This is a genomic window from Pseudonocardia kujensis (genome assembly GCF_021283305.1).
Classification (GTDB): domain Bacteria; phylum Actinomycetota; class Actinomycetes; order Mycobacteriales; family Pseudonocardiaceae; genus Pseudonocardia; species Pseudonocardia kujensis.
The window spans coordinates 177,025-203,329 of sequence record NZ_JAJSOK010000001.1 but is presented as its reverse complement, the minus strand read 5'-3'; the positions used below and the strand labels follow the sequence as shown (position 1 = coordinate 203,329).

27 protein-coding genes, 3 pseudogenes and 1 riboswitch are annotated in these 26,305 nt (G+C 75.1%); of the genes and pseudogenes, 17 read left to right on the top strand and 13 right to left on the bottom strand.

Going from position 1 to position 26,305, the window contains the following annotated elements:
• Positions 1-58: 58 nt before the first annotated feature.
• The 4 genes from LWC35_RS00985 to LWC35_RS00970 are packed head-to-tail and all read right to left on the bottom strand — an operon-like array spanning position 59 to position 7,435.
• Entirely contained in the window at positions 59-1,483 is a 1,425-nt protein-coding gene (locus tag LWC35_RS00985; RefSeq protein WP_232867922.1) for a M1 family aminopeptidase, read from the bottom strand.
• Positions 1,480-2,715: a heparan-alpha-glucosaminide N-acetyltransferase domain-containing protein gene (locus tag LWC35_RS00980; RefSeq protein ID WP_232867921.1), complete on the bottom strand. Its 1,236-nt coding sequence runs from the start codon at positions 2,713-2,715 to the stop codon at positions 1,480-1,482. The genes LWC35_RS00985 and LWC35_RS00980 overlap by 4 nt, the downstream gene beginning before the upstream one ends.
• Complete coding sequence (locus tag LWC35_RS00975) at positions 2,712-3,359, bottom strand: BPL-N domain-containing protein (RefSeq protein ID WP_232867920.1); 648 nt, start codon at positions 3,357-3,359, stop codon at positions 2,712-2,714. The genes LWC35_RS00980 and LWC35_RS00975 overlap by 4 nt, the downstream gene beginning before the upstream one ends.
• Positions 3,359-7,435, bottom strand: coding sequence for a Pls/PosA family non-ribosomal peptide synthetase (locus LWC35_RS00970; RefSeq protein ID WP_232867919.1), 4,077 nt, complete (start codon positions 7,433-7,435; stop codon positions 3,359-3,361). The genes LWC35_RS00975 and LWC35_RS00970 overlap by 1 nt, the downstream gene beginning before the upstream one ends.
• A 224-nt stretch (positions 7,436-7,659) precedes the next feature.
• On the opposite strand from LWC35_RS00970, the gene LWC35_RS00965 reads away from it, so the two are divergent.
• Positions 7,660-8,088, top strand: coding sequence for an ArsR/SmtB family transcription factor (locus tag LWC35_RS00965; protein WP_308194427.1), 429 nt, complete (start codon positions 7,660-7,662; stop codon positions 8,086-8,088).
• On the top strand, positions 8,075-8,542 hold the full coding sequence (locus LWC35_RS00960; protein WP_232867918.1) for an SRPBCC domain-containing protein: 468 nt from the start codon (positions 8,075-8,077) through the stop codon (positions 8,540-8,542). Before LWC35_RS00965 ends, LWC35_RS00960 begins: the two co-directional genes overlap by 14 nt.
• On the opposite strand, the gene LWC35_RS00955 is transcribed toward LWC35_RS00960, so the two are convergent.
• Entirely contained in the window at positions 8,527-8,793 is a 267-nt protein-coding gene (locus LWC35_RS00955) for a hypothetical protein (RefSeq protein WP_232867917.1), read from the bottom strand. The two genes, LWC35_RS00960 and LWC35_RS00955, sit on opposite strands and share 16 nt — an antisense overlap.
• 119 nt (positions 8,794-8,912) lie before the next feature.
• Between LWC35_RS00955 and LWC35_RS00950 the strand changes: the two genes are divergently transcribed.
• Both LWC35_RS00950 and LWC35_RS00945 read left to right on the top strand, forming a co-directional pair.
• Positions 8,913-9,071, top strand: a complete 159-nt coding sequence (locus LWC35_RS00950; RefSeq protein ID WP_232867916.1) for a hypothetical protein — start codon at positions 8,913-8,915, stop codon at positions 9,069-9,071.
• A 57-nt stretch (positions 9,072-9,128) separates the two neighbouring features.
• On the top strand, positions 9,129-9,470 hold the full coding sequence (locus LWC35_RS00945; protein WP_232867915.1) for an MmcQ/YjbR family DNA-binding protein: 342 nt from the start codon (positions 9,129-9,131) through the stop codon (positions 9,468-9,470).
• 3 nt (positions 9,471-9,473) lie between these two features.
• Here LWC35_RS00945 and LWC35_RS00940 read toward each other — a convergent pair whose 3' ends face one another.
• Positions 9,474-10,313 (bottom strand): class I SAM-dependent methyltransferase, encoded by an 840-nt coding sequence (locus LWC35_RS00940; RefSeq protein ID WP_232867914.1) that lies wholly within the window; start codon positions 10,311-10,313, stop codon positions 9,474-9,476.
• A gap of 47 nt (positions 10,314-10,360) precedes the next feature.
• The gene (locus tag LWC35_RS00935; protein ID WP_232867913.1) at positions 10,361-10,615 is read right to left on the bottom strand and encodes a hypothetical protein; all 255 of its coding nucleotides are present in this window, start codon (positions 10,613-10,615) and stop codon (positions 10,361-10,363) included.
• On the opposite strand from LWC35_RS00935, the gene LWC35_RS40750 reads away from it, so the two are divergent.
• Positions 10,554-10,967 (top strand): DUF6191 domain-containing protein, encoded by a 414-nt coding sequence (locus tag LWC35_RS40750; RefSeq protein WP_372462979.1) that lies wholly within the window; start codon positions 10,554-10,556, stop codon positions 10,965-10,967. The genes LWC35_RS00935 and LWC35_RS40750 overlap by 62 nt on opposite strands.
• Before the next feature lie 632 nt (positions 10,968-11,599).
• Here LWC35_RS40750 and LWC35_RS00925 read toward each other — a convergent pair.
• A complete protein-coding gene (locus tag LWC35_RS00925) occupies positions 11,600-12,187 on the bottom strand; it encodes a hypothetical protein (protein WP_232867912.1) in 588 nt (195 codons plus the stop codon).
• A gap of 157 nt (positions 12,188-12,344) precedes the next feature.
• Between LWC35_RS00925 and LWC35_RS00920 the strand changes: the two genes are divergently transcribed.
• Complete coding sequence (locus LWC35_RS00920; protein WP_232867911.1) at positions 12,345-12,653, top strand: YciI family protein; 309 nt, start codon at positions 12,345-12,347, stop codon at positions 12,651-12,653.
• A 497-nt stretch (positions 12,654-13,150) separates the two neighbouring features.
• On the opposite strand, the gene hppD is transcribed toward LWC35_RS00920, so the two are convergent.
• Complete coding sequence (gene hppD, locus LWC35_RS00915) at positions 13,151-14,356, bottom strand: 4-hydroxyphenylpyruvate dioxygenase (protein WP_232867910.1); 1,206 nt, start codon at positions 14,354-14,356, stop codon at positions 13,151-13,153.
• Between the two features lie 136 nt (positions 14,357-14,492).
• On the opposite strand from hppD, the gene LWC35_RS00910 reads away from it, so the two are divergent.
• The gene (locus LWC35_RS00910) at positions 14,493-14,996 is read left to right on the top strand and encodes an Lrp/AsnC family transcriptional regulator (protein ID WP_232867909.1); all 504 of its coding nucleotides are present in this window, start codon (positions 14,493-14,495) and stop codon (positions 14,994-14,996) included.
• Positions 14,997-15,561: 565 nt separating this feature from the next.
• On the opposite strand, the gene LWC35_RS00905 is transcribed toward LWC35_RS00910, so the two are convergent.
• Positions 15,562-16,272 (bottom strand): TetR/AcrR family transcriptional regulator, encoded by a 711-nt coding sequence (locus LWC35_RS00905; RefSeq protein ID WP_232867908.1) that lies wholly within the window; start codon positions 16,270-16,272, stop codon positions 15,562-15,564.
• 553 nt (positions 16,273-16,825) lie between these two features.
• Between LWC35_RS00905 and LWC35_RS00900 the strand changes: the two genes are divergently transcribed.
• The 3 genes from LWC35_RS00900 to LWC35_RS00890 all read left to right on the top strand — a co-directional run bounded on the left by LWC35_RS00900 (position 16,826) and on the right by LWC35_RS00890 (position 18,290).
• Positions 16,826-17,146: a hypothetical protein gene (locus tag LWC35_RS00900; protein WP_232867907.1), complete on the top strand. Its 321-nt coding sequence runs from the start codon at positions 16,826-16,828 to the stop codon at positions 17,144-17,146.
• A gap of 105 nt (positions 17,147-17,251) precedes the next feature.
• Positions 17,252-17,998: a gamma carbonic anhydrase family protein gene (locus LWC35_RS00895; RefSeq protein ID WP_232867906.1), complete on the top strand. Its 747-nt coding sequence runs from the start codon at positions 17,252-17,254 to the stop codon at positions 17,996-17,998.
• Positions 17,999-18,116: 118 nt separating this feature from the next.
• The gene (locus LWC35_RS00890; RefSeq protein ID WP_232867905.1) at positions 18,117-18,290 is read left to right on the top strand and encodes a hypothetical protein; all 174 of its coding nucleotides are present in this window, start codon (positions 18,117-18,119) and stop codon (positions 18,288-18,290) included.
• A gap of 2,161 nt (positions 18,291-20,451) precedes the next feature.
• On the opposite strand, the gene LWC35_RS00885 is transcribed toward LWC35_RS00890, so the two are convergent.
• The gene (locus tag LWC35_RS00885; protein WP_232867904.1) at positions 20,452-20,640 is read right to left on the bottom strand and encodes a hypothetical protein; all 189 of its coding nucleotides are present in this window, start codon (positions 20,638-20,640) and stop codon (positions 20,452-20,454) included.
• A 174-nt stretch (positions 20,641-20,814) separates the two neighbouring features.
• Here LWC35_RS00885 and LWC35_RS00880 point away from each other — a divergent pair, with 174 nt between their 5' ends.
• The 7 genes and pseudogenes from LWC35_RS00880 (at position 20,815) to LWC35_RS00860 (ending at position 24,450) form a co-directional block, all read left to right on the top strand.
• Positions 20,815-21,045: a hypothetical protein gene (locus tag LWC35_RS00880; protein ID WP_232867903.1), complete on the top strand. Its 231-nt coding sequence runs from the start codon at positions 20,815-20,817 to the stop codon at positions 21,043-21,045.
• Positions 21,000-21,380, top strand: a pseudogene (locus tag LWC35_RS40745) (linalool dehydratase/isomerase domain-containing protein); the annotation flags it as partial. The gene LWC35_RS00880 and the pseudogene LWC35_RS40745, both read left to right, overlap by 46 nt.
• A gap of 10 nt (positions 21,381-21,390) precedes the next feature.
• Positions 21,391-21,891 (top strand): annotated as a pseudogene (locus LWC35_RS40740) (linalool dehydratase/isomerase domain-containing protein); the annotation flags it as partial.
• Between the two features lie 52 nt (positions 21,892-21,943).
• Positions 21,944-22,231 carry a hypothetical protein gene (locus LWC35_RS00875; RefSeq protein ID WP_232867902.1) on the top strand — a complete coding sequence of 96 codons (288 nt, stop codon included), beginning with the start codon at positions 21,944-21,946 and terminating at the stop codon, positions 22,229-22,231.
• Positions 22,232-22,274: 43 nt separating this feature from the next.
• A pseudogene (locus tag LWC35_RS00870) lies at positions 22,275-22,580 on the top strand (SCO family protein); the annotation flags it as partial.
• A 282-nt stretch (positions 22,581-22,862) separates the two neighbouring features.
• Positions 22,863-22,928: riboswitch (guanidine-III (ykkC-III) riboswitch) on the top strand.
• 13 nt (positions 22,929-22,941) lie between these two features.
• Complete coding sequence (locus LWC35_RS00865; RefSeq protein WP_232867901.1) at positions 22,942-23,256, top strand: DMT family transporter; 315 nt, start codon at positions 22,942-22,944, stop codon at positions 23,254-23,256.
• Positions 23,257-23,370: 114 nt separating this feature from the next.
• Positions 23,371-24,450, top strand: a complete 1,080-nt coding sequence (locus LWC35_RS00860; RefSeq protein WP_308194426.1) for a PLP-dependent cysteine synthase family protein — start codon at positions 23,371-23,373, stop codon at positions 24,448-24,450.
• A gap of 286 nt (positions 24,451-24,736) precedes the next feature.
• Here the strand turns inward: LWC35_RS00860 and LWC35_RS00855 are convergent, their stop codons facing one another.
• Positions 24,737-24,886 (bottom strand): hypothetical protein, encoded by a 150-nt coding sequence (locus tag LWC35_RS00855; protein WP_232867900.1) that lies wholly within the window; start codon positions 24,884-24,886, stop codon positions 24,737-24,739.
• Positions 24,887-24,967: 81 nt separating this feature from the next.
• Positions 24,968-25,852, bottom strand: a complete 885-nt coding sequence (locus LWC35_RS00850) for an alpha/beta fold hydrolase (RefSeq protein WP_232867899.1) — start codon at positions 25,850-25,852, stop codon at positions 24,968-24,970.
• Positions 25,853-26,305 lie beyond the last annotated feature (453 nt).

The following is a 26,305-nucleotide window of genomic DNA, read 5'->3' as shown; positions in this document are numbered from 1 at the left end:
GTCACGGGCGGCATCCCCGCCCCGTCGGCGGCGAAACCGCGGCGGCGCCCGGCTCCCGTCAGTCGGCGGGCAGCGCACCCGCGTCGCGAAGGGCCCGGAGCGCCTCGGGCACGTCCCGGAAGGCGGCCGTCACGTCGGACGGGCCGGCGACGCGGTGGGCGTTGTCGTGCAGGTACGTGCGGACCGCGGCGTCGAACCGGTCGGCGCCGGCGCGGCGGCGGGCGTCGAGCAGGGCCGCGGCGCCCTGGTCGTAGACGCCGCGGACGTAGCGGTCGAAGTCGCCCGTCCCGGCCCAGTACCCCATCGGCTCGCCGGTGCGTCCGCGCAGGTCACCGGGGATCCGGTCGAGGCGGTAGCGGTCCTCCTGTCCCGTGGCCAGCGCCTGGGCCCAGGTGGCGAAGGCCTCGTCCAGCCACGGGTCGCGGGCCTGGTCGTTCCCCACCAGCGAGTAGAACCACTGGTGGGCCACCTCGTGGGCGACCAGGCCCGGCATCTCGGCGCGGCGGTCGTCGGCGAACTGCAGCGCCATCGGGAACTCGACGCCGTCGCTCTGGGTGGGCACGATCGTCGCGGTCAGGTCGGGGTAGGGGTAGGAACCGAGCAGTGCGCCGTGCTTCTGCAGGGCGAGGTCCAGCTCGTCGATCCACTCGTCGCCGGTGGCGCGGCTGCCCGAGCGCGGGGTCGCCACGTGCACTCGGACTCCGCGGACCTCCCGCGTGGTCACGTCGTAGGCGCCCACGGACACGGCGGCGTCCCGCACGGCGTCGGCCGTGAACCGGTGCGTCACGCGGCCCGGCGCCGGGGTCGCGGTGCCCGCCGCGCTTCCGGTCGCGACGACCTCCTGCCCCGCCGCGGCGGTGACGGCGAGGGCCAGCGCCGCGTCCTCGCTGGTCGCGGTCTCCCCGTAGAGGTCGACCGCGGGATCGCGGACCCAGCCCTCGCCGCGCACCCAGGCCAGCAGCGGGAACGCGGTGCCGAACCATGCCGTACCGGTGGCCGGCGAGTACCCGACGCGCTCGCCCGAGTCCTTCCCGAGGGTCAGCCGGAAGGTGAGGTCCGCGGTGACCGCGGTCCCCGCCGGGACGCAGGCCGGCAGCGGCAGGGTGACCAGGGTCGGGTCGGGCGCGACCTGGGGCGCCATCCCCGTGCCGCCGACGCGGGCCTCGGTGATCTGCAGGCCGCTGCCGTCGCGGGCGGCGGTCGGCTTGTTCGGCCAGTTCCGGAAGACCAGCTCGCAGACCTGCTGGTCCGGGGTGAACCGGACGGTCTCGGTGCCGGTCGCGGACGCGAGGTCGGGCGCCATGTCGAAGGTGACGTCGACGACGGGCCGGTCCGTGGGCGGGGCGGGCCACGTCGCGACGGTGTCGGGACCGGTACCGGTGGCGGTGCACGCGGCGAGCAGCGTCCCGAGCAGTGCAGCGAGCCCTACCGCCCGGATGCCCGCCGCCCGGGCCCTCGCGGTGCGGAGCCTCGCCACGATCACGCGGCGGCGCGTGCGGCGGCCCGCGCGACCACGCGGACGAGCGACTCGAGCGGGCCGCGGCCGACGGCCCGGCGCCAGGCGAGCGCGCCGAGGGCCGCCACCACGACCTGCACGAGGTAGCCCGGGAGGGCGTCGAACGTGTCGAGCGGTGAGTTCAGGAACACCACGTGCAGCGTGTACACGGTGAGGGTCAGCGACCCGACCGCGGCGAGCGGCCGCACTGCGCCCTGCACCAGCCGGTTCGCCGAGCGGCCGAGGAGGAGCATCACCCCGAGCACCGCCAGGGCGGAGCCGATGGTCTGGGCGAGGTCGAGCGGCGTCCCGGAGTGCGGGGCGTCCGTGCCGAGCCACCACCACGTCGTCGTCGGGGTGACGCCCTCCGGGGCCACGGCGACGAAGTCCGGGACCGTGGGCGCCGTGGCGAGTACGGCGGGCGGGGTAACGGCGGCGACCGCGGCGTCGCCGCCGAGGGGACCCATCACGCAGCGGGCGACGACCGTGGCGACCACCGCGAGCGCGGCCCCGCCCGCGGCCAGCCACGCCGCCACGCGGGTGTCGGTGAGCCGCAGCCGCCCGACGGCGATGCCGACGGCGAGGTAGGCCAGCCAGGGCAGCGCCGGGTAGTACCCGGTGAGCGCCAGCTCGGAGAGCAGCCCGAGCGGGTCGGTGACCAGCTGCGCCACGGTCGGGTTCTCGAGCGTGGGGGCGGGCAGCCCCGCCCGGACCCACTGGCTCAGCACCGGCATCCCCGCCGCGAGCAGCGTCGCCACCCCGGCCAGCGCCCGGGTCGGGAGGAACACCAGCGGGATCGCGAGCAGGAACATCAGCGCGTAGTACGGGAGGATGTTCGCCGCGATCTCCGCGGAACCCCAGCCCAGGGCCAGCCCGATCGCCCCGACGACGCCGGCGCGGGCGGTCAGCGACGCGGCCGCGGACCGGCCCTCGCCGCCCCACCGGACGCGCCGCCGTCCGGTGGTGAACGCGATGCCGACCCCGGCGAGCACGGCGAAGACCGCCGCCGAGCGGCCCGCGGTGACCATGTACATCGTGGTCGGCGCGCCGTCCGGAGTGGTGTCGTAGAGCGAGTGGACGGCCATCATGCCGAGCACGGCCACACCGCGGGCGGCGTCCATGCCGAGCAGCCGCGACGGGCCCGCCGCCGCGGGGGGCCGCGCGACCGTCGTCGCGTCCGGGGTGGTGGTCGGCGTGGTCACCGGGGCGGTGGCGGTCATGCGAGCACCTCGTCGATCAGGTCGTGCCCCAGGTCGGTGGGCAGCGGGTCGGGGACGGCCAGGCCGGCGTCGGCGAACCAGTCCGGCCCCGCCTCCGGGTGGGGACCGGCGACGGCGACCCGACCCGCGCCGAACGGGCAGGCCAGCGCGGCCACGCCGCCCTCCGGGTAGCGGGCGAGGACCTCGACGCCGGCTCCGGCGCCCGGGTCGAGGAGGAACACCGGGCCGTCCTGGAAGAAGACGGGACGGGAACGGCCGCGCCAGGAGACGGGCAGGACGAGATCGCCCGTGTCGTCGGTCGCCGACCCGGGTGAGCCGGCGTAGCGGTCGGTGTCGCCGGGCAGCAGCGCGAACCCGGGGGTCGCGCCTGCCAGGTAGCCGCCGAGGCAGAAGCCCAGGTAGCGGCCGCCGCCGGTGACGTAGTCGCGGATGGTGGAGCGGCGCCGGTGCAAGTGTCGCCAGGCGGCGGCGAGGGTGCCGCCGCCGGGCTGGGCGTAGACGTCGGCGGTCGCGAGCACCTCGGGGGTGAGCTGCCGCCGGCCCACGAACCGGACCTGCAGGCCGTGCCGTTCCAGCAGTGCGCCGACGGCCTCGGCGCACCCGGCCGGGCGGGACGCGCGGCCGCGGTAGACGACGGCCCGCATCAGGCGGCCAGGTCGCGGCGCGACCCGCGGCGGTGCCGGGCGCGGCGGTGCCGGGGCAGCGCCGGGCCCACGTGCCGGAGGGGCTCCGTCACGGGCTCGGGCACGGCTTCGGTCACGGGCTCGGTCAGGGGCTCGGTCACGGGCTCGGTGAGGGGCTGCGCGGCCGGCTCCTCGACCACCCCCTCGGCGGGGATGCCCCGCCACCGGGTGTGCGCCGGCAGCGATTCGCCCTTCATGACCAGCGACAACGGCGCGAGTGCGGCCCCCTCCCCGACCGTGGCGTCGTAGAGCACGACCGCCCGGTCCCCGACGGTGGCACCCGCGCCGATCCGCACGGTGGACATCTTCATCACGCGGTCCTCGAAGAGGTGGGTCTGCAGCGAGGCGTCCCGGCCGACCGCGGCGTCGTCCCCGATGTCGACCAGGTCGAACTCGGTGAGGTAGGTCGTGGCGAGGTGGGTGCGGCGACCGATCCGCGCACCGAGCAGGCGCAGCGCCGGCGGGAGCAGCGGGGTCCCGCGGAAGAGCTGCAGCATCGCCGGCACCGCCGCGGCCTCGTACAACCCCGTGACGAACTCGGACCGGCGCACGAACCGGCTCCACAACGGTTCCACCCGCGGCCGATAGGTGCCGACGACGAGCCATTTCACCGCCGCGACCGCACCGGTGACCAGGACCCCGAAGAGCACGGCCAGCAGCGGCGCGACCAGTACCGCGGCCCCCAGCGGAGCGCCCACGGCGGCGACCGTGGACAGCGCCAGCAGGTACAGGTAGACCGCCACCGCGATCACCGACGACGGCAGGCAGATCCGCAGGAACTCGATCGCCAGCCGCTCGGCGACCCGCCGGCGCGAGGGCCGGAAGGTCAGCCGCTCGGCGAAGTCGCCGCTGTCCTGGCGGGCGGGCAGGTGCATGGCGGGCGAGCCGAGCCAGGCGGTGTCCGCCGGCACGCCGCCGGGCGGCGGCACGGTCTGAACGCCGACCAACGACCCGGCGCCGAGCCGCGACCCCGGCGGCAGCAACGCCGCGTTCCCGACGAACGCGCGGTCGCCGACCTCGGTGGTCCGGAAGGAGACCCAGCCGCGGTGGAAGGTCGCCCCGCCCGCGCTGGCCATGTCGGCGACGAAGCTCTCCCGGCCGAGGGTGAGCAGGTCGGGATCGACGTGCGCGACGGTCGACACCTCGGCACCGGGACCCACCCGGGCGCCCAGCGCACGCAGCCAAGGCACGGTGTAGAGCGTGGCGTAGAGCGAGTTGGTGAGCTCCAGGCTCATCTCGAGCAGCTTGTCGGCGACCCACTTGCGCACGCCGAGGGTCGAGCGCGCGGGATGGGTCCCGGTCGGGGTGGCCGGCAGCACCGCCTGGCGGGTGGCGGCGATCGTCAGGCACGCCGTGGCCACGAACACCGGCCCCACGCACGCCGCCGCGAGCAGCCCGACGGTCTGCCCGAACTCGAGCAGCGCGCCCCAGACCAGCAGCAGGGTCGGCACCAGCATGAGGATCGGCAGCAGGTCGAGCAGCGCGAGACCGGCGAGCGTGCCGAGGCGGCCCGCGGCGCCCCACGGCTGGGCCGGGGGCAGCGCGGCGAGCCCGGCCACCTCGTCGTCGCTTCGACCGGTGTCGGGGGCGGCCGGCGACCCCGACCACCGCTGCCCGGGCGGCACCTCGCCGACCAGCAGCGCCTGTTCCCCCAGCACCGCGCCGGTGCCGACGACGGCGCCCGGCCGCAGCAGCGCCCCGGCCCCGACGAACGCCCGGGCCCCGACGCGGACCGGCCCGACCACCACCCGGCCCTCCTCGACGACCCACGGGCGCAGGGCCGCGCCGTACCCGACGCTCGCGTCGTCACCGATCTCGATCAGCTGCGGCAGCGAGAGCGAGGCCGTCCCGAGGTGTGCCTCGGATCCGATCTGCGCGCCGAGCCGGCGCAGGAACCCCGGCAGCAGCGCGGATCCGCTCAGCACCGGCAGCGGGGTGAAGGACAGCAGCAGGTCCGTCGCCCACAACCGCAGGTGCACCCGGCCCCACAGCCGGTACCGACCCGGCCGCACCCCGCGGCCGAGCAGCCGGATCCCAAGTGGCGCGAGCAGCCATCGGGTCGCGAGGTAGACCGCGGTCGCCGTGAGCGCGATGGCGGTCAGCACCCCGAGCGAGACCTGCCCGCCCTCGGCCACGTAGACCGCGGCGACCGGGGCGGCGAGCAGCATCAGCAGCAGGTACAGCACGCCCGCCTGCGCGGTGCCGGCCAGCCCGTAGCGCACCGGGGAGGTCGTCTCCGGCTCGGTGCGTGCGGTGGCGCCGGGGAGCGTGGCGTCGGGAAGGGCGGCGGCGAGCCCGCGCACCGTCGGGTTCTCGTACAGGTCCCGCACCGCGACCGTCGCCGCGCCGCGCTCGCGCATCGCCGACACGGCGGTGGCCGCGAGCAGCGAGTGACCGCCGAGCTCGGCGAAGAAGTTGGCGGTGACGGACAGCTGGGCCGCATCGATCCCGCAGGCCTCGGCCCAGGCGTCGCGGACCCGTTCCTCGGCGGCCGTCGCCGGCGGCACGACCGCGCCGGACACCGCGACGAGCCGCGGCGAGGTGGGCGCGGGCAGCCGCTTGCGGTCGACCTTGCCGCTCGGCATGGTCGGCAGCGCGGGCAGCACCTCCAGGTGCCCGGGGACCATGTAGTCGGGCACCCGCTCCCGCAGCCGCGCGTGCAGGCGCTCCCGCAGTCCCTCGGCGGGACGCTCCGTGGTCACGTAGGCCACGAGCTCGTCGTCGAGCATCGCGGCCACGGCGCTGCCCACCGCAGGGTCGCCGAGCAGCACACTGTCGATCTCGCCCAGGTCGACCCGGTGCCCGCGGATCTTCACCTCGTCGTCGGCGCGCCCGAGGTAGACGATCTCGCCCGAGGGGTCCCGGTGGCCGAGGTCCCCGGTGCGGTAGATGCGCTCACCGCGGAAGCTGACGAACCGGTCGGCCGTCTTCTCCGGCAGGCCGACGTAGCCGCGTGCCACGCCCGGGCCGCCGATGCAGATCTCGCCCGCGGCGTCGCCGGCGACCTCGCGCAGGTCCTCGTCGAGGATGTGGATCGTGTAGGTCGGCAGCGGACGGCCGATGGTCACCGGGCGCCCGGGGAGCAGCTCGCCCCAGGTCGCGGTCACCGTGGCCTCGGTGGGTCCGTAGGTGTTCAGCATCCGGCGCCCCGGGCGCGCCCAGCGCTCCACGAGGTGGGCGGGGCAGGCCTCGCCGCCCACCATCAGACCGCGCACGGCCGGGAGGTCCCGGGGGATCGTGGCCAGCAGGGTCGGCACCGCGTAGAGGACGGTCACGCCGCTGCGGTCGAGGAAGTCGGCCAGGTCGGCACCGAGGCGCCGCTCGTCGTCCGGGCCGACGACGAGGGTCGCGCCCACGGCGAAGGTCGGCCAGATCTCCTCGATCGAGAAGTCGAAGGAGATCGTCATGCCCTGGTAGACGCGGTCGCGGGGGCGGACGTCGTAGACGCCGGGGACCACGCGCAGGAAGTTGACGATGCTCGAGTGCGCGACCTCCACGCCCTTCGGCCGCCCGCTGGAACCGGACGTGTAGATGACGTAGCAGGTCGGGTCGCCGGCGCCCTCGACGTCGTCGACGGGCGGGTCGAGGGCCGGGGACAGCGGCACGGTGTCCAGGCAGAGCTCCGGGACCGGCAGGCCGGGGGCGCGGTCGGACGTCGTGACGAGCAGGTCCAGCCCCGCGTCGTCGGCGATGTAGGCGACCCGGTCCACGGGCGACGCCGGATCGATCGGCACGAACGCGGCACCCGCCTTGAGCACCGCCAGGAGCGCGACATAGGTGCGCCACGACCGCGCGAGCAGCAGCCCGACCCGGCCGCCCGGAACCACCCCGCGCTCGCGGAGCAGGTGTGCGAGGCCGTCGGCGTGGGCGTCGAGCTCGGCGTAGGTCAGCAGCTCGCCGTGGTCGTCGACGGCCACGGCGCCGGGCGAGCGGCGGGCGGTGGTCTCGACGACGTGGTGCAGGCGCGACCACGCGGGGTCGGGGAGATCGTCGCGCGCATCGGGCACACGACGGCCCGAGGAGGGGGCCAAGGACACGGGGAGCGTTCCTCTTTCTTGCGTCGGCAGTGCGGGGAGACGAATCCGCGGCCTACCCCGACAACCCGCCGGGTAACTCTTTCGTGGTCCCCGCAGCGGTTTTGGGTCACGCTGCGCGATCACACTGGGCCGGACGGGCGCCACGCGCCTCCCCCGGCGAGCGGCTCGCCGCCCAGGCGTTGTGTGCACTTGCCAGTTAAGTACGCCTACGGTTACATATCGGCGTGGACGCGTTCACGGTGCTGTCCGACCCCCTGCGCCGCCGGGTGGTCGAGCTGCTCGCCGAGGGCCCGGTCACGGCGGGGGACATCGCTGCTCGGTTCCCGGTCACCCGGCCGGCCGTCAGCCGGCACCTGCGGGTCCTCCGGGAGGCGGGCCTCGTCGAGTCCGCGGTGCGCGGCCAGCACCGCGTCTACACGCTCCGCCGCGCCGGGCTCACGGAGCTTGACCGGTGGCTGGACCGCTTCCGCCCGCTCACCTCCCACGACAGCGAGGACCGCGCCGACGGCGGCGGCCTCGTCGGCACTGACGACGTCGCCGCGCCGCCGGCCGGACCCGCCGCCCGGCTCGACGCCCTCGACACCGAACTCCACCGCGGACGCCGGGCCCGGCGCGCCGCCGACCCGACAGGAGAACACCGTGGCACCGCCTGACCCCGACGACGGCCGCCTGCTGACCGTGCGCCGCAGCTACCCCGACCCGATCGACGACGTGTGGGCGGCGTTCACCGACTCCGCCCGGCTGGCCCGCTGGTTCGGCACCTACACCGGCACCGGCCGCCCCGGCGGCACCGTGGAGCTCACGATCACCGGCGAGGTCGACGCGGGCGGCGCCGTCGCGGACCCGGTCACCGTCACCATCCACGAGTGCGCGGCGCCGCACCGGCTCGTCGTCGAGGTCCCGGAGGGGGCGGACGGGCAGACGTGGCTGCTCGACGTCACGCTCGGGCCGGCCGGCGAGGGCACGGACCTGGTCTTCCGCCAGCGGCTGATCCCGGGCCTCGACCCGGCCGACGTCGAGGCGGGGTGGAGCTGGTACCTCGACCGGCTCGGCGCCTCCCTGCACGGCACGGCCATGCCGGACTGGAGCGCCTACGCGCCGGGCTGATGCTCGTCGGCCGGGCGCAGCGGGCAGGCGAGGATCTCGTCGGCCAGGCGGGGCACCAGGGCCTCCCGGTCGAACCGGTGCCCGAAGTCGGCGTAGGCGAGCAGCTCCCGGTGCAGGAGCTCGCCGACGCAGCCGGGGTAGAGCCGGCGCGCGTGGTGGGCCGCGGCCCGGTAACGGCACCGCTCGTGCGGCGGGATGGCCGGGGCGGTCCCGGTGGACCCGGGCGGCCCGGCGACCAGGCAGATCGTCATGGAGGAACTCTGCTCGCCCGGACGACCCCTGCACACCGGGGAGAACTACGTACACAGGTCTCGCCGGGCGGGCGTATCAGGGGACCGGTCCTGTCAGGGTCGGTCCGAAGGCACCGCGCATGCGCGAACGGATCGTCGGCACCACCCCCACCGGTCGCGTCGGGAGCCGGGCCGTGCGGCTGCTGCTGCAGGCCGGCGCCCGACCCGCCCCGCCTCACCACCACCCCACGACCCTCGCCGAGTGGGCGCACCGGGTCCTGCGACCGCTCGTGGGGTGACCACGTCCGATTCGTCGGTGTCGCTCGCTACGCTCCCGGGCGTGATCGGGAGGGGCGGTGGCTGACGCGGAGGACGTACGGCGGCTCGCGCTGTCCCTGGAGGGCGTCGAGGAGATCGACAGCGACGGGTTCGACTTCCGCGCGGGCGGGCGCGGCTTCGTCTGGTCCTACCCGGAGCGGGTGCCGGGGCAGCGCCGGGTGCTCCGCACGGACATCGCCGTGCTGTACGTCGGCGACGAGGCCGAGAAGCAGGCGCTGCTGCTCGGGGAGCCGGACCTGTTCTTCACCACGCCGAGCTACGACGGGCTGCCGCTGGTGATGGTGCGGCTGGAGAAGGTCGGTCCCGAGCGGCTCGCCGAACTGGTCACCGATGCCTGGCGGATGCGCACGGAGTCCTGAGGGTCAGGGCCGGGCGAACTCCCAGATCACCACACCGGGCAGACCCACGTAGGCCGCCCGGGTGGCCTCCGGCACCAGCTCGAGGGTCGGGGTGACCGCGGCCTCGGGGGTGAGCGCCGGCTCCTCGGCTCCGCGCACGACCAGGCCCGCGGCCAACGCGGCCGCGGCGTAGTCCGTCACCTGGTGCCGGTGCAGCCGCATGTACGCGCGCCCCGCCCCGGTCGCGAACTGCGCCTGCCAGCCCAGCTGCACCAGGACCGGATGGACGTCGCTGACCAGGATGCGGCCGCCCGGCCGGACCACCCGGGCCAGCTCGGCGACGGCCGGGGCGACCTCGGGCACGTGGACCAGGGCCAACGCGCACACGGCGGCGTCGACGGACGCGTCGGGCAGCGGCAGGTCGGTGAGCCCGCCCTCGAGGAAGCGCCCGCCCGGCACCTTCGCCCGCGCCCGCTCCAGCATGTCCGGGGACCGGTCGATGCCGACGACGGCGTGCCCGAGCCCGGCCAGGCGGACCGCGTAGCGCCCGGTGCCGCAGGCGGCGTCGAGCACCGCGCCGGCGGGCCACGCGCCGAGCCGGCGCTCCATCGGCGGCTCCTCGACCGAGAACAGCCGCAGCGGGCCGTCGTAGGTCTCGGCCCATCGCGCGTAGCCCTCGCGCAGGTCGAGCTCGACGCCCAGCGACCCCTGCAGCGCCGGGTCCCGCCCGAGCCGGTCGAGCAGGTCCCGGGTCTCCGCCATCCGCGCCGCGCGGGCGGCGCCGTGGTCGTCGGCCCGGAGCAGCCGCAGCAGCGCCAGGCCCTCCACACCCACCGTCAACTCGCCCAGCGTCGGGTCGGTCACCCGGCCACGCTACCGAGCGGGCGCAAGTGCCCCAGGGAAACCGCAGGTCACCAGGTGTCGATGTTCGGCCGCACCTTCTGCGGCTGCGGGCCCACCTTCCGCGCGGGGAACGAGGAGACGATCCAGCGGCGGGTCTCGGCAGGGTCGATGACGTCGTCGATCTCGAAGACGGCGGCCACCGACAGCCCGCGCTGCGGCAGCCCCGATCCGCTCCGGCGCGACGCGGCGGGCACCGGCACCGTGGCCGCGCCGACCGTGGTGCACCGCGCGCCGGAGGGCGACTCCCATCCGTTGTCCGGCACCGGGTTCGAGGAGGGGGACGCCCTCTTCACCGGAGCGAAGCGCGCCGAGCCGGAGGAGCGCCACTCCCGCTCCCTGCTGGGCGACGACGGGGCCGGCGGTGCACCGCCGCGCACCGCCGTGGACCTCGACGCCGGGGTCGTGACCGTCGTTCGCCCGTCCGGTCGCCGGCGGGGGGCCCGTTCGGATCCTCTTGTCCCCCGACCGATCGAAGGGCCGGACGAAGCAGTATCCGGGGCAGGACTCGGTCGTTGCACCGCCCAGCGGGCCGCCGGCCTGCTGGATGCGTTCCTCACGGCATCGCCCTTCCGGGGCCGGCACCCGCGTCATCCCGTCGAGGGATGGTGGCGGTGACCCGTGATCACGGGCGGAGGCGCGCGCACCTCCCGCCCGTGATCGCCGCCCCCTTCGGCCTCCGGGATCTCAGCTGCGGCGCACCAGCACCACGTGATCGACGACGGTGGCGCGCGTCCCGTCGGGTCCCGGTCCGCGGCCAGGGCGCGACCCGGGCCAGGACGACCTCGGACACGTCCACCGCAGTGACCCGCCGGCCCGGGCCGGCGAGCCGGACCGCGTCGCCACCCTCGCCGCAGCCGAGGTCCAGCGCGGTTCCCGGCGCGAGCCCGGCCGCGGTGGCGGCGAGCACGGTGTTCGGTTCCCCGCTCCGGACGCGGACGTGGGCGTGGTGGTGGTCGTCCGGACTGTCGTGGTCACGGGCCCACGGCGCCGCGCATGTGCCGTCCGCCGCACGGTCCTCGTGCCGGTTCGGCAAGCCCGACCGGGCGCGGACCGCGCAGCTCGAGAGGGAGGGGCGCTGTTGAGGGGCCGGTTCGCGCCAGGGGAACCGCTCGGCGGCCTCGGCGACTACTGCCGCTTCCGCGTGCGGCGCACCGACGACCCCCTCGCCCGCCACACCGACGCGCTCGATCGCTTCGGGGAGGAGCCGGCGCCCGCGCGGCAGGTCCCGCGCGGGCCCGGCCCGGCGGTCAGAACTCGCCGAGGTCCCCGCCCTCGAAGCCGCCCTCGTCGAAGCCGCCCTCGTCGACCGGCTCCTCGGCACCCGCGGCGAGGTCGCCGTCGGCGCCGGGATCGTCGAACAGGGCGTCGGCGATCGCGGTCCCGATGAACGCACCCGCCACGCTGGCCAGGAGCGTGCCCGCGATCATGCCGCCCATGCCCGGCCCGCGGCTGCCGAAGCTCCGCTCCAGCGTGCCGGGGTTGCGCATCTCGGCGCGGGTGGCCATCCGGGCGAGGGCCTGCGGGTCGCTCGAGGTCGCCCGCTCGGCCGGGGGCACCTCGTTGCCCAGATCGGCCAGGACCCTCTGCCGCTGCTCCGGGGTCAGCTTCGCGAACGCCTCGGCGTGCGCCTGCTCCACCGTCTCCGGCGGCGCGGTGCGCAGCATGTACCGGTAGCGCTCGACCGCCGCCTCGTCCGGGTCCTGAGCGCGGCCGCCCGAGGTCGGTCCCCCGAACCCGCTGCCACCGCGCGGTGCGTACCCGCCCCGGGCGTACCCGGCCTGCCGCGCGGTGCCGGACGGCGCGAGCCGCTCCTTGAGCTTGTCGAACAGGCCCACCTGGGTTCTCCTTCTCCACGACGACCGTCCTCGCCGCTCCGCCGGATGAACCGGGCGAAACGGACACAAGGCGTCAACGGGCGTCGCCGCGGCGCGGTTCCCGGCCGAGGAGATCGCGCGGTCCGTCGGGCGCGGTGCGCGTGCGAGGATCACCGACATGGCCACGACCTACGCCGTCATCTACACGTACACCGACGACACCGAGCTGCGAGACGCCACGCGGCCCGCCCACCGCGACTACCTGCGGGAGTTCGTCGACAGCGGAGCCCTGCTGGTCGCCGGCGCCTGGGCGCCCGCGGAGGCCCCTGGCGGCCTGCTGATCTTCCGCGCCGAGGACAAGGCCGCTGTGCAGGCGATCGTGGACAAGGACCCGTTCTCCACGGAGGGTGTGGTCGCCGCCGCCGACATCCGCGAGTGGGCCCCGCCCCTCGGCCCGGTGGCCGGCGCGCTCACCGGCCAGGCCTGAGGCACCGCCGCGCAAGGCGGGGCGGACCTCAGCGCGGGATCGCCGTGCCGGCCGCGCTCAGCGTGGCAGGCGGCGACGACTTCGGCGCCACCCTCTGCCCCGCTCACGACTCTGACGAACCCCGCCGACCAGGCCGGGCGCACGCTCGTCGACATGCTCACCGGTCGGATCGAGGCCACCGAGGTCGTGCTGCCCGCGCGGGAGTCGACGGGGCCGCGGCGGGCGGGGGTGACGCCCCGCCCTCGGCCGAGCCGCGCGGCGAGCAGGTCGACGCCGGGGCCGTCGATCCCCTGAGGGAGGTGCAGAGAGTCAGGCGCTCCCTCCGCACCGCGGCGTCGCTCCCGCCCGGCTCCAGGGTGGTCGCGCGGCGGTCGGCGTGCATGGGCGTGGTCCTCCGAGGTCCGTGATCACGTCGCGGTGCAGACCGCGTCGGGCGCGGGACGTCATCGCCGGCCGGGGCAGCCGGGGCAGCGAGGGAGGTCGGCCCGGCGGGAGGCTCAGAAGTTCCCCCGCCGGGCCTGCTCGCGCTCGATCGCCTCGAACAGCGCCTTGAAGTTGCCCTTGCCGAAGCCCAGCGAGCCGTGGCGCTCGATGAGCTCGAAGAACACGGTGGGCCGGTCCCCGACGGGGCGGGTGAAGATCTGCAGCAGATAGCCGTCCTCGTCCCGGTCGACCAGGATCCCCCGGGACTGCAGCTCCTCGATCGGCACGCGGACCTCGCCGATGCGCGCCCGCAGCACCGGGTCCTCGTAGTACGAGTCCGGGGTCGGCAGGAACTCGACACCCCTGGCGCGCAGCACGTCCACGGTCCGCACGATGTCGTTCGTGGCCAGCGCGAGGTGCTGGGCGCCCGGCCCGCCGTAGAAGTCGAGGTACTCGTCGATCTGCGAGCGCTTCTTCCCGACCGCGGGCTCGTTGAGCGGGAACTTCACCCGGTGGTTGCCGCTGGCCACGACCTTGCTCATCAGCGCCGAGTACTCCGTGGCGATGTCCTCGCCCACGAACTCGGCCATGTTCGTGAAGCCCATGATCCGGTTGTAGAAGTCGACCCACTCGTCCATGTGCCCGAGCTCGACGTTCCCGACGACGTGGTCCAGCGCCTGGAACAGCCGCCTCGGCGCGCCCTCCGGCCGGACGTGGCCGGACGAGCGGGCGACGTAGCCGGGCAGGTACGGGCCCGTGTAGCGGGAGCGGTCGACGAGGGTGTGCCGGGTCTCGCCGTAGGTGGCGAGCGCGGCGGTCCGGACCGTGCCGTGCTCGTCGGTCAGGTCGTGCGGCTCGGCGAGGACCGTGGCGCCCTGGGCCCGGGCGTGGGCGATGCACCGGTCGACGTCGGGCACCTCGAGCGCGATGTCGACGATGCCGTCGCCGTGCCGGCGGTGGTGGTCGAGCAGCGGGCTCGCCGGGTCCACCCCGCCCTGGAGCACGAACCGGACCGCGCCCGAGCGCAGGACGTAGGCCTGGTGGTCGCGGTTGCCGGTCTCGGGACCGGAGTAGGCGACGAGCTCCATCCCGAACACGACCTGGTAGCAGAGCGCGGCCTGAGTGGCGTTGCCGACCGCCCACACCACGGCGTCCCAGCCGGTGACGGGGAAGGGATCGGCCCCGCCGTCGTACTCCACGAGGCCGACCAGCTGGCGGAGCTGGTCGTGGTCCAGCTCGGCGAGGCGTTCCTGGCTGGTGAGGGACTGATCGACGGTCACGACGGGCCTCCTCGTGGTTGCTCTGCACACGAAGGACACCTCGCCGGCAGATTCCCCCGCAACGGCGCCGTGCCGATCTGGTCTTCCGGCCCATCTCGGCCCGCTCGATGGGCTTTCAGCTGTACAGTCGGCCCACATGGAACTCGACGCGCTCGACGTCGACCTGCTCGCCGCCCTCCGCGACCACACCCGCGTCGGGGTGCTCGAGCTCTCCCGCACGCTGCAGGTGGCCCGCGGGACCGTCCAGGCGCGCCTCGACCGGCTCGAGCGCGCCGGCGTGATCACCGGGTACGGGCCGGAGATCGACCTCGCCGCCGCCGGCCAGGGCCTGCAGGCGTTCGTCAGCCTGGAGATCGCCCAGGGGGCGCTCGACGACGTCGCCGCCGAGCTGGCCGCCCAGCCCGCCGTCCTCGAGGCCTACGCCACCACCGGCTCGTCCGACGTGCTCTGCCGTCTGGCCGCCTCCTCGCACGAGGACCTCCAGCAGGCGCTGCTCGCCCTCAACCGCTCCCCCTCGGTGGGGCGGTCGACCAGTGTGGTCGTGCTCTCGGTCGTCGTCCCGCCCCGCACCGCGCCCCTGCTGGAGAGCGCCCCGCGCCCGCTCCCGCCCCGCGCCCCCGCCTACCGCCGCGAGGACTGACGCGACCGGCGCGAGGATCGAGGGGGTCGCCCGTTCGCGATCATCAGGGCTGGGGCTCGACCCGGATCTCCGGTTCTGGCCCGGGAGGGTCGATCGTCGACCGGCCCGCCTCACAGTCGGTGATCGTGCCGAGTCGACAGGGCGGCCCGCGACGTGATCACTACTCGTGGATGCGGAAGGTCGTTCTCCGACCTGCCCACTCCACGACCTGTGATCACACCGAGCCGACCGAGCCCGTCAGAGACCAATCTGCTTCACGATCCGTGATCTTGCCGAGCATGTCCCCGGGCCGCCGACCGGTGATGACCCCGGACGCGCCGTGCCGACGAACCACTTGCGAGCCCCGGGTGCCGGTCGCGCCGGTCCGGCAGGGCCCGCCGACACGTGATCACCACCTCTGGACGAAGCACACCGTCGCGGCCGGGTCGAAGGTCGGGACCGGGACGTGGTCGCCCCCGCACCCGGTGGTCCCGCCAGCAGTTCGACGCAGTCGACGATTCGTGGCCTCGCCCACGCCGAAAGGGCCCTCCACCTGCGGCGGAGGGGCTCCGTCGGGACGGCGGGATCAGAGATCGAGGATGCGCTCGAGGTGATCGAGGTCCTGGCGCAGCAGCTTCAGGGCGGCGGCCGGCCCCTCGGCCTCCGGAGCCTGGTGGTCCGGGCGCACCAGGGCGGCGACCGCCATGTCCGCGAGCTGGTCCACCACGCCCTCGGCGGTGTCCTTGCCCCCGGGGTGGAACCACCACGCGACCCAGTTGCACATGCCGAGCACGCCCAGCGCCGCGACCCGCGCGTCGACGGGCCGGAAGCGGCCCGCCCGCACCCCGTCGTCGATCACCCCGGCGATGACCTTGAGCACCGCGCGGCGGCTCTCGTCGTAGGCCGCGGTGAGCTCGGCCGGCAGCTCGGCCTCGGAGCGGATGAGCAGCCGGAACCGCGCGGGCTGCGTGGTCCGCCGCCCGACGATCACCTGGACGATCCCGCGCAGCCGCTGCACCGGGTCGCGATCCCGCTCGACGAGCGCGGTCAGCTCGTCGAGCGGGCCGTCGGTGACCTCGGTGACCAGCTTGGCCAGCAGCTCGTCCTTGCTCTTGACGTAGTAGTAGAGCGCGGGCCGGGTGATGCCGAGGGCATCGGCGATGTCCTGCAGGCTCGTGCCCGCGAAGCCGCGCTCGGCGAAGAGCCGGGTGGCGTGCTCGTAGAGCTCGTTCTCGACCAGCTCGCGCCGCGCCGTGCCGGCCCGCCCGCCCTTCCGGCCCGCCCCCGGTTCGCTCATGCGCCGATCGTAGGCGGCAGCGGCCCGCACAGCCGGTCGTCCGACGCCCGCGCGCAGCTTTCCCGCCCCGGGGGAGCACCGGGTCGAGACCGAGCCCGCGCAGCAGCACGGACGACAACCTCGCCCAGGTCGGCTCCGCGACCGCCTGCGTGCACTGCGGCGAGGTCCTCGACGACACCGGAGAGGGCTGGCTCGCCCTCGGGATCGACGACGGGCCGCAGATCATCGCCACGGCGGCCGACGACGTCGACGCCCCGGTCGTGTTCCGCCAGTGCAGCTACCGTCCTGCTGGACGGCGCTGCCCTCCGCGGTGGTCCCCGCCGACCACCCCGACCGGCCCCACCCCCGGGCGCCCACGGCCGCGACCGGCTGGCCCGGCGAGGGGCGAGCGGCGCTCCCCCGCCCACCCGGCCGGCTCCCGTCCCCCGGTCGGGGGCCTCCCCTGTCCTCCGCGACATCGGCCGATCACCCGGTCCCGGCGGGACGCGCGCCGCAGCACCCTTCGTGACATCCCGGAACCACCCGGGCAGACGCCACGAAGGGACTCCTGAAGATGAACAAGCGCATCGCCGTCGCCGCCACCGGCGGGCTCGCCGTCCTCGGACTCGTCGGCATTGCCGGTGTGGCCGGGGCTGCCGAGCACGCCGACCCGACCGGGCTCGTGCTCGCGCCGACGAACTCCTACTCCAGCTCGTCGACGCAGACCGCGCCGATCCGGGACCTCGCACCCGGGACCGCGGTGCACACCGTCTGCCACACCGAGGGGCAGACGCTGACCGGCAACCCCAACTGGTTCCGCATCTCCGGCCCCCACGGCGCGGAGTACGTGCATCGCGGCGCGATCTCCGTCGCGCCCGTGTTGCCGCATTGCTGACCACGGACACGGATCCGCGGGGCCAGGGGCCTCGCGGACCTTGTCGCGTGGACCGGGCCCGAGGACAATCCCGGTCCCGCACGGTCGCGTTCGTGGGAGGCCACCATGGTTGAGGAGTACCAGCCACCGCCCCGTCCGGTCGGCCGGCACGCGGTGTTCGTCCGGCATCGGCTGCAGAGCCCGCGGGTGGCACAGTCCGCCTACATCGCCCCCAACGCCGTGCTGTGCGGGGACGTGACGATCGGTCCCCACAGCCGCGTCCTCTTCGGGGCCGTGGTCACCGCGGAGGGCGGACCGGTCGAGATCGGCGCTCACTGCGTGATCATGGAGAACGCGGTGGTGCGCGGGGTGGCCCGGCACCCCACACGGCTCGGCGACCACGTGCTCGTCGGTCCGCACGCGTCGCTGACCGGCTGCGTCGTCGAGGGCGACACCCGGATCGCGACCGGCGCGGTCGTGTTCAACGGCGCCCGCATCGGGGTGGGCGCGGAGCTCGACTTCCACGCCGTGGTGCACGTCAACACGGTCGTCCCCGCGGGCACGGCCGTGCCGATGGGCTGGTTCGCCGGCGGCGACCCCGCCGAGCTGGTGCCGCCCTCGGACCGGGACCGGATACGGGAGCTCATGGGCCCATTGGACTACGCCGGCACCGTCTTCGGGGTCGGCGGCACCGACACCCCGATGCAGGACATCGCCCGGCGCTACGCCCGGGCTCTGGCCCTGCACAACCGGGACGTCGTCCTGCTGCCGAGCCAGCGGGACCTGCTCGCCCCCGCACCGGAGGAGACGAGCGGCGGGCACGTGCACGGATCCGCGTCGGGCACGGTCACGGTGGACCGGCGGTTCCTGTAGACGGCCGCCCCCCGATCGCCCGACACCGCGTTCCCCCGGCAAACCGGCCGACGGGACGACGGTGTGGGGCCGCGATCCGGAGCAGGGTTCTCCGTAGCAGCGATACGAGGAGGACCCGATGACCGCCACCCTTGCCACCCTTGCCACCCTGGCCACCCTTGCCACCCCGCAGGACCGCCGCGACGACCGGCGCCGTGACCGGGCCCAGGCCCGGACCCGGACCGCCTGCCCCGGTGCCCCGCGCCCCGCCCTCGACCTGCAGCGCCGGTTGGTCGCCCGCCTCGTCGGCTGACGGTTCGGCCCGACGCGCGGCCGCCACCCCCGGCGGAAGCCCTGTGCGGCGCGTGGCACCCGGCGGAAGCCCTGCACAGCGCAACGCGCCCGGCGAAAACCCTGCGCGGCGCAACCCGCCCGGCGAAAACCCTGCGCGGCGCCCCCCGGCGAAAGCCCTGGGCGGCACGCGGCACCCGGCGGAAGGCCTGCACAGCGCAACCCGCCCGGCGAAAGCCCTGGGCGGCGCGCGGCCCCCGGCGAAGGCCTGCGCGGCGGGTGGCACCCGGCGAAAACCCTGCGCGGCGCAACCCGCCCGGCGAAAGCCCTGGGCGGCGCGCGGCCCCCGGCGAAGGCCTGCGCGGCGGGTGGCGCCCGGCGGAAGCCCTGCGTGGTGAGCCGCCGCTCCGAGGCGGCCGAGACCACACGCGGCGCCGGGGCATCCCGGGCCATGATCATCTGATATGGACAGGGAGAGTCGAAAACCGACCGCGCCGCTCCACAACTAGAGATCTTGCAGCGCCGGCTTGGACCGTGATCAGCGACCGTGGAAACGGGAGGGTGGAAACCGACTCTCCTCGTCCACGACGAGTGATCGCGCCGATCATCACCGGTGCCCTCGGCGGCGTCGACGCCGCCCGATCCGACCCCTGCCGGCATCGCTCCTGATCGCCGGCCGAGACGGCGAGCGTCGGAAATCGACCGCGGCCGTCCAGGACGAGTGATCTTGCTGCCGGGCTCGGTCAGTGATCAGCAATTGGGGACACGGAACGTCGGAGACCGACCCTTCCCGCCCACCATGAGTGATCTTGCCGCCGGCTTGGTCCGTGATCAGCAATTGCGGACGTCGAAGGTCGAGAACCGACTCCCCCGTCCACGACGAGTGACCCTCCCGGCTGCGCGGCGCCCCACCCGGCTGCGCGGTGCTCCACCCGGCTGCCCGGCGCCCCACCCGGCTGCGCTGCGCTCCACCCGGCTGCCCGGTGCCCCTACCGGCTGCGCGGCGCTCCACCCGGCTGCCCGGTGCCCCTACCGGCTGCGCGGCGCTCCACCCGGCTGCCCGGTGCTCCACCCGGCTGCGCGGCGCTCCACCCGGCTACCCGGTGCCCCTCCCGGCTGCGCGGCGCCCCTCCCGGCTGCGCGGCGCTCCACCCAGCTGCCCGGCGCCCCACCCGGCTACCCGGTGCCCTCCCGGCTACCCGGAGCTCCACCCAGCTGCCCGGCGCTCCACCCAGCTGCCCGCAGCCCCTCCCAGCCCGCAGCCCCTCCCAGCAGCCCGCAGCCCCTCCCAGCCCGCAGCCCCTCCCAGCAGCCCGCAGCCCCTCCCGACTGCCCGCAGCCCCTCCCGACTGCCCGGTGCCCCTCCCGGCTGCCCGGCCCAGCGGAATGCCGGCGGCCCCCACGGCTGCTCCCGCTGATCGCCGCTCAGGAACCACCGCCGAAGAAGATCGCCGAACGTGGACGGGAAGTGCCCGAAATCGACCCCACCGGTCCATGGCTAGCGATCTTGCCGCGGTGCCTGGCCCTGATCACCGGCTCTGGACGGAAAAGGTCGAAAACCGACTCTGCGGATCCGAGACACGTGATCATGGCGCGAGAAAGCCCGGCAACGCGGAGCAGCACCGCGACAGGAACCGGCCGGACGGCCGCGAGGGGGTGACGGCACAGGTCTACCCGACCCTCCGGACCCCGACCCTCCGGTCCCGGAGGGGAGCGCACGCCCCGGCTGGAGGATCGTCGGCGTGCGCCCCCCGGGGCGAGGCGTCCGGTGGTGTGGGGGGTGTCCGGACGCCTCCTGCCTGATGGAGGAGACGCGCTTCCCCGACGTCGCCGCGCCCCCTCCGACAGGTCTTCCTGCCCCGCTCCTCGCGAGGCGTTCCACCTGTTCTCGCGCTCGCCGCGCGAGTCGAGATGTGGAGCCCCGCGGCGACGACCGAGCCCGGCTGACGGCCGCGGGACTCCCGCACCGGGGGTGTGCCCCACGGTCGATGAACCGATGGTCCCCGGCGCCCAGACACGCCACCGCCCCGACGAGGACTTTCGCTGTGTCCGGCAGCGGCCGGGTGCCACGACTGCACGCGTCCAAACACGCGACCGCGGAACGGTCCCCGCCAACGGACTTGGCCCGGCGGCAAGCCCGCTCCGGCCCGTCGAGGGCGCCCCGCGCCCCGGGCGTCGGCGGGTCACGCGGCACGGGCCGGCCGCATCTCCCGCGCGGGGAAGGCCAGCACCTGCGCCGTCGGTTCGGGTTCCCACGGTTCGTGCGTCACGACGGCTCCGCAGCCGCGGCAACGGCACGGCCGGGCGGTGAGCGCGGCCGCGGGAACGGTCACGATCGCGGTGCAGCTGCGGCAGAGCGTGGTGGTGAACATGGCGTGCCTCCTGGTCCGGGTCCTCGCAGGGAGGACTCCGGCGCCGGCCCCGTCTCATCGCGGTTCCGGGAACGACGCCGGCCGGTTCCCGGATCGCCGGAGCGGCGGCCCGCGGAGCGCTGGCGTCCGGGACGGCGACCTGCGGTGCGGGCGGTCGCCGGAGGGAGGACGACGATGTCCGACGGGGTGCTGACCCGTGAGCAGCTCGGCCACCTGCGGCACTGGGACAACCTGTCCCGCCAGCTGCCCAACGACTGGTCGCTGATGCACGGCAAGGGTGTGGGCCAGGACGACTTCGGCGGCTACCGCTTCCAGCTCGCGTACATGGTCTACGGCCTCGCCCTGGCCGACGGCACCGGCTGCCGGCCGCGCCCGGACTGTTCGCCCCCACGATTCGCCGGCTGATCGAGAAGCTGCTCATGCCCGAGGTCTGGCTGTACTGGCGCGATGTCTCCCGCGGCGGTTCGGTGTTCAACGCCCATCTGTCGGACCGGCTCGGTGAGGAGTGGGACCCGGTCGCCCGCGACAACATCATGTACTCCGCCTACGTGCAGTCCTGTGCCGCGCTGCACGACCAGCTCTTCGGCACCGACCGGTACGCCGAGCCCGGCTCGCTGACCTTCCGCCACTGGTCGTTCTTCTGGGGCGGGCCCGAGAAGCGGTTCGCCTACGACCGGGACTCGCTCACCGAGCACCTCTACTGGCTCATGGTCGAGTCCGGCTACCTCGGCGTCGCCTGCGAGCCGAACTGTGTGTTCCAGATCTGCAACCAGCCCGCCATCCTCGGCTTCCGGGCTGCACGACCAGATCACCGGCGGCACCCGCGCCGACGACGTCGTGGCCGGCTACGAGAAGGCGTGGGCCGATTTCGGGCGTCTCGACGCCGACGGCCACTACGCCATGATGATCTCCGAGGACACCCGGGAGGTGCGGCCCGACGAGCGCCCCTCCCCCTGGGTCGACGCCTGGTGCGGGGCGCTGATGAACACCTGGAACCACGACTTCGTGCACCGGCACTACCGCCGGCAGGTCGCCGACTTCCTCGAACCGGGCCCGGACGGCACGCTGTCCGTGCCGTCGGCTCCCGCGCGGCACGTCAGGGGCCAGGAGATCGTGTCCGACACCTGCGACTTCGGCTGGGTCGCCGCCTGGGCCTCCGAGATGTGCGACCGGGACACCCTCGACGGCCTGCTCGCCCACGCCGACCGCTTCATGAACCCCACCTGGCGCGACGGCGACCTCCACTACCCGCGCAACGACACCCCGGCCGACCCCGACCGGGCGCCGCACCGAGATCGAACCCATGTCCGGCAACGTCCTGCTCGGCCACGCCCGGCTCAACGTCCCCGACGGGCTGCGCAGGATCTACCAGCAGCCGTGGCCGGCCGGCCACCACGAGGCATCGCGGCTGACGGCGGTCGACCGCGACGTCGAGGTCAGCCGGGCCGAGGTCGTCGACGGAGTGCTGCACGCCCGGCTGCGCCGCGACCGCACCGTTCCCGGTGATGGCACCGTGACCCTGGCCGGCCTCCCGGCCGGCACCCGGCTGCGCCTGGGCGGCGCGGAGATCACCCCGCGCGCGTGTTCCTGATCGACGTCCCGGACGGACCGGCCGTCGACCTGGTGGCCGCGCCGTGACCGTCCCGCCGCTGCGGGCCACGTACTCGCTGGTCGACCACCACGGCACACCCGTCACCGAGCGGACCTACCGAGGCCGCTGGCAGCTGGTCCGGTTCGGGTTCACCTCGTGCCGGGTGGTCTGTCCCCGCGCCCTGGCCAAGCTCGACGACGTGCTGGACCGGCTGGGTCCGGACGCCGCGACCGTGGCGCCGCTGTACGTCACCGTCGATCCCGCCCACGACACCCCGGAACACGTGAAGCCCTTCCTCGGTGCCACGCACCCCCGGTTCACCGGCCTCACCGGCACCGCACGGCAGACCGGCGACGCGGCGAGCGGCGGCGCTCCGGGAAAGGCCGACGCGGGGGTCGAGGCCGCGCCCGACGATCTCGCCGCGGAACGCCGCGGCCGCCGCGCGGGCGGCCGGACCCGGAGCGGGACGAAGCTGGTCTCGGCGATCGCGCTCCACTCGTCGAACGAGGAGGCGGCCGCGGAGAACATCCCGTGGTGCCAGCCCGGTTCGCCGCCCCTCCCGCGGCGTTCGGTGCCGGTCGGACCGGTCACCACCGCCGCGCGAGGGGCGACGACGTTGCTACCGTCGACCGCGGACCCGCCTCCCGCGGACTCCCCGGACGAGCGCGTCGTACCCGGCACGACAAGACGACGCCTGCCGGAGGTGTGTCATGGCGTGGGTCGTCCTCGTCGTCTCGGGTGTCCTGGAGACCGTCTGGGCCGCGGCGCTGGCCCGCAGCCGCGGGTTCACGGCCCTCCTGCCCTCCGTCACGTTCCTCGTGGCGCTCGTCCTGAGCATGACCGGCCTCGCGTACGCGCTCCGGTCCATCCCGGTCGGCACGGGGTACGCGACCTGGGTCGGCATCGGCGCGGTCGGCACCGCGCTCTACGGCATGGTCGCTCTCGGCGAGCCGACGACCGCGGCCCGGCTGCTGTGCCTCCTCGCGATCGTGGCCGGGGTGGTCGGGCTCAAGTTCCTGCACTGAGGGTTCTCGGCGGGAGCCCGCACGACCGCGGGGTCCGGCTCGTCGGCGACTCCGAGGCTCGCCATCTCCCGGCCCGCCGGAGCCCAGGAGGCGCCCGCGGCTACGGTCACCGGCGTGGTGGTGGAGCGGGCGGGCGCGGACCGGCTGTGGGTCGACGAGGCGGTCCGCCGCGTGGAGGCCGACGCGAACCGCTCCGCGGACACCCACCTGCACGTCCTGCCGATGCCTGCCGGCTGGGGCATCGACGTCTACCTCAAGGACGAGTCGGTGCACCCCACCGGCAGCCTCAAGCACCGGCTGGCCCGCTCGCTGTTCCTGCACGCCCTGGTCAGCGGGCAGATCGGGCCGCACACGACGGTCGTCGAGGCCAGCTCCGGGTCCACCGCGGTGTCCGAGGCCTACTTCGCGCAGCTGATCGGGGTGCCGTTCGTCGCGGTGCTGCCGCGCTCAACCAGCCCGGAGAAGATCGCGCTGATCGAGCGGTACGGCGGCCGGTGCCATCCCGTCGAGCACGGGGCGGCGATGTACTCCGAGGCGGAGCGGCTGGCCGCCGAGTGCGGCGGCCACTACCTCGACCAGTTCACCTACGCCGAACGGGCGACGGACTGGCGCGGCAACAACAACATCGCCGAGTCGATCGTGGCCCAGCTCGCGCAGGAGCGGTACCCGGTGCCGGAGTGGATCGTCGTCGGCGCGGGCACCGGCGGGACCTCGGCGACGATCGGCCGGTACCTGCGCTACCGGCGGATGCCGACCCGGCTCGCCGTCGTCGACCCGGAGAACTCCGCCTTCCTCCCGGGCTGGGCGAGCGGCGCGGCGGACTACGCCACCGGTCTGCCCGGCCGGATCGAGGGGATCGGCCGCCCGCGGATGGAACCCAGCTTCGTCCCGGGGGTGATCGACCTGATGCTGCCGGTGCCCGACGCCGCCAGCATCGCCGCCGTGCGCCACCTGCACGAACGCACCGGGCGGTTCGCGGGCGGCTCCACCGGGACGAACCTGTGGGGCGTCTACCGCCTCGTCGCGCGGATGCTGGCCGACGGTGTGCGGGGCAGCGTCGTGACCCTGATCTGCGACGGCGGCGAGCGCTACCGGCACAGCTACTACGACGACGGGTGGGTCGCCGCCCAGGACCTCGACCTGGCGCCGTACACCCGGCAGATCGAGCGGTTCCTCGCCACCGGCGAGTTCTAGCCGAGCAGCGTCGGCCCGGCACCACCACGTCGAGACCCCCCATCCGGGCGGGAGCAGCAGCGTCGGGCGCTGCCCTCGTCCCGGATGTGCAGCCGGGTTCCGCCGCGCACGCTCGCGACGGGCATCGTCACCGCTCACGACCGATCGTGGGGCAGGAGCCGGCTGGAGGAAGTCGCCGTCGCACGCCTCGACCGACCTCGCCGCGGGCGCCGCGCCGCACGGACGCGGTGCGCAGTGGACCGGATGTCGGGGGCCCGACCCCGGGCGGGGCCGTCCAGGGCGTCGCTCAGGGACCGCTGTGCCAGTCGTTGGCGACGTCGAGGTCGTGCAGCAACCGGGCGAGGGTCTCGTCGTCGAACGGGCCCGTGCTCACCGCCTGCTCCTCGGGCACGGAGGCCTCGTCGGGCGCGGCGCCGGGCTCCTGTGGATGCGTCATCCGAATGCTCCCTCGGGTCGACGGGATGCGCTCACCCTGCCCGGCCCGCCGCCCCGGCGGTAGGGCCGGACGGACGGGGGCTCATCGGCGCAGGAGGAAGTCGACGACCCGGGCCTGGGCCGACGCGGCGTCCGGGTGGGTGTAGAGCGCGAGATGCGTGCCGGCGTCCAAGGTCAGCAGCTCGGCCCCGGGGATCGTCGCGGCGGCGAAGGTGCTGTGGGCAGGCGGGACGTCGCTGTCGGCCCCGCCGTGGACGAGCAGGGTCGGCGTCGTGATGCTCTCCAGCTCGAGCGAGGTGATGGCCCCGAACTGCTCGAGGTCGTTGCGGTAGCCGGCGCGCCGGCGCCGGTCCTGGCTCGCCGTCGGGCCGATGGCCAGGACGAAGTCGCGCTTCACCGGGTCGGCGAGGACCTCCTCGACGCGCCGGTCCAGTTGCTCGTCCGTCAGGTCGCCCTCCCCGGACAGGGCCGCGGCGATGTACCGCCGGGGTTGGTGGTCGGCCAGCAGCCGCAGCAGCCGGCGCCCGGCGCCCGTGGCGAACAGCAGGCGGGTGGCCAGGTCCGTGTGGGGGTCGTGGTACGCCTGGCTGACCGCGGCGACCGCCACGAGCGCGTCGGCCCGCTCGGGATGCCGCACCGCGAAGCGATAGCCGGAGGGCCCGCCGCCGGACCACGCGAGGACGCCCGCGCGTCGGATGCCGAGGTGGTCGAGCAGGGCGGCGTACAGGTCGGCCTGCCGGTCGACGGAGGTGCGCTCGCCGAGCTCCGTCCCGAGGTAGCCGGGGCGGGAGAGCAGGACCGCTGCGATGTCGCCGCGGGGGAGGAAGCCGGCCATCAACGCGGCGGCGTCGATCCCGCCGGGGCTGCCGTGCAGGACGAGGACCGGGGCGCCGGTACCGACCACCGCGTACTCGACGGGCCCGAGGCTCGTCGCGGCGATCTCCCGGCGAAGGTCTTCCTCGGCCATGTCCGCTCCTCCTTCTCCGTCGGTCGGCCCCGTCGGGGGGACGGGGCCGCAGGGCGCGGGCGCTCCTGCCCGACCGGCCGGTGGACCGCCACGGCCGGGGTCGGCAGCAGCAGGACGGTGAGCACCGCGGCGCCGACGAGCGCGGGGCCGTTCTCGGGCGGCGTCGTCCCGTTCCGCGGCCCGATCTGGGTCGGCGCGACCACCAGCGGGAGCGCGGTGGCCGTCTGGACGCGCTCGCGCAGCGACAGCACGCCCGGCGAGCAGGCTGTCGGGGGCGCTGCCGACGTCGTTCACCTACGGGCTCTCCTTCGGAGACGGGGAGATCTCACGTCCCTGCTCGTCGGATCACCTCCCCGCGCTAACGACACCCGCCCAGGATTCTCGGCGCCGGGGACCTCAGGCGGGGGAGACGCGCGGCCGGAGATCGGTGAACTCGATCGTGTCGGAGAAGGC

Coding starts and splice junctions, on each gene's coding strand:
- LWC35_RS00895 (WP_232867906.1), top strand. CDS start 17,252: ATGGTTGAGGAGTACCAGCCACCGCCCCGTCCGGTCGGCCGGCACGCG.
- LWC35_RS00850 (WP_232867899.1), bottom strand. CDS start 25,852: ATGGCCGAGGAAGACCTTCGCCGGGAGATCGCCGCGACGAGCCTCGGG.
- LWC35_RS00875 (WP_232867902.1), top strand. CDS start 21,944: ATGTCCGGCAACGTCCTGCTCGGCCACGCCCGGCTCAACGTCCCCGAC.
- LWC35_RS00955 (WP_232867917.1), bottom strand. CDS start 8,793: ATGACGATCTGCCTGGTCGCCGGGCCGCCCGGGTCCACCGGGACCGCC.
- LWC35_RS00950 (WP_232867916.1), top strand. CDS start 8,913: ATGCGCGAACGGATCGTCGGCACCACCCCCACCGGTCGCGTCGGGAGC.
- LWC35_RS00885 (WP_232867904.1), bottom strand. CDS start 20,640: ATGTTCACCACCACGCTCTGCCGCAGCTGCACCGCGATCGTGACCGTT.
- LWC35_RS00980 (WP_232867921.1), bottom strand. CDS start 2,715: ATGACCGCCACCGCCCCGGTGACCACGCCGACCACCACCCCGGACGCG.
- LWC35_RS00900 (WP_232867907.1), top strand. CDS start 16,826: ATGAACAAGCGCATCGCCGTCGCCGCCACCGGCGGGCTCGCCGTCCTC.
- LWC35_RS00890 (WP_232867905.1), top strand. CDS start 18,117: ATGACCGCCACCCTTGCCACCCTTGCCACCCTGGCCACCCTTGCCACC.
- LWC35_RS00880 (WP_232867903.1), top strand. CDS start 20,815: ATGTCCGACGGGGTGCTGACCCGTGAGCAGCTCGGCCACCTGCGGCAC.
- LWC35_RS00855 (WP_232867900.1), bottom strand. CDS start 24,886: ATGACGCATCCACAGGAGCCCGGCGCCGCGCCCGACGAGGCCTCCGTG.
- LWC35_RS00910 (WP_232867909.1), top strand. CDS start 14,493: ATGGAACTCGACGCGCTCGACGTCGACCTGCTCGCCGCCCTCCGCGAC.
- LWC35_RS00905 (WP_232867908.1), bottom strand. CDS start 16,272: ATGAGCGAACCGGGGGCGGGCCGGAAGGGCGGGCGGGCCGGCACGGCG.
- LWC35_RS00975 (WP_232867920.1), bottom strand. CDS start 3,359: ATGCGGGCCGTCGTCTACCGCGGCCGCGCGTCCCGCCCGGCCGGGTGC.
- LWC35_RS00920 (WP_232867911.1), top strand. CDS start 12,345: ATGGCCACGACCTACGCCGTCATCTACACGTACACCGACGACACCGAG.
- LWC35_RS00865 (WP_232867901.1), top strand. CDS start 22,942: ATGGCGTGGGTCGTCCTCGTCGTCTCGGGTGTCCTGGAGACCGTCTGG.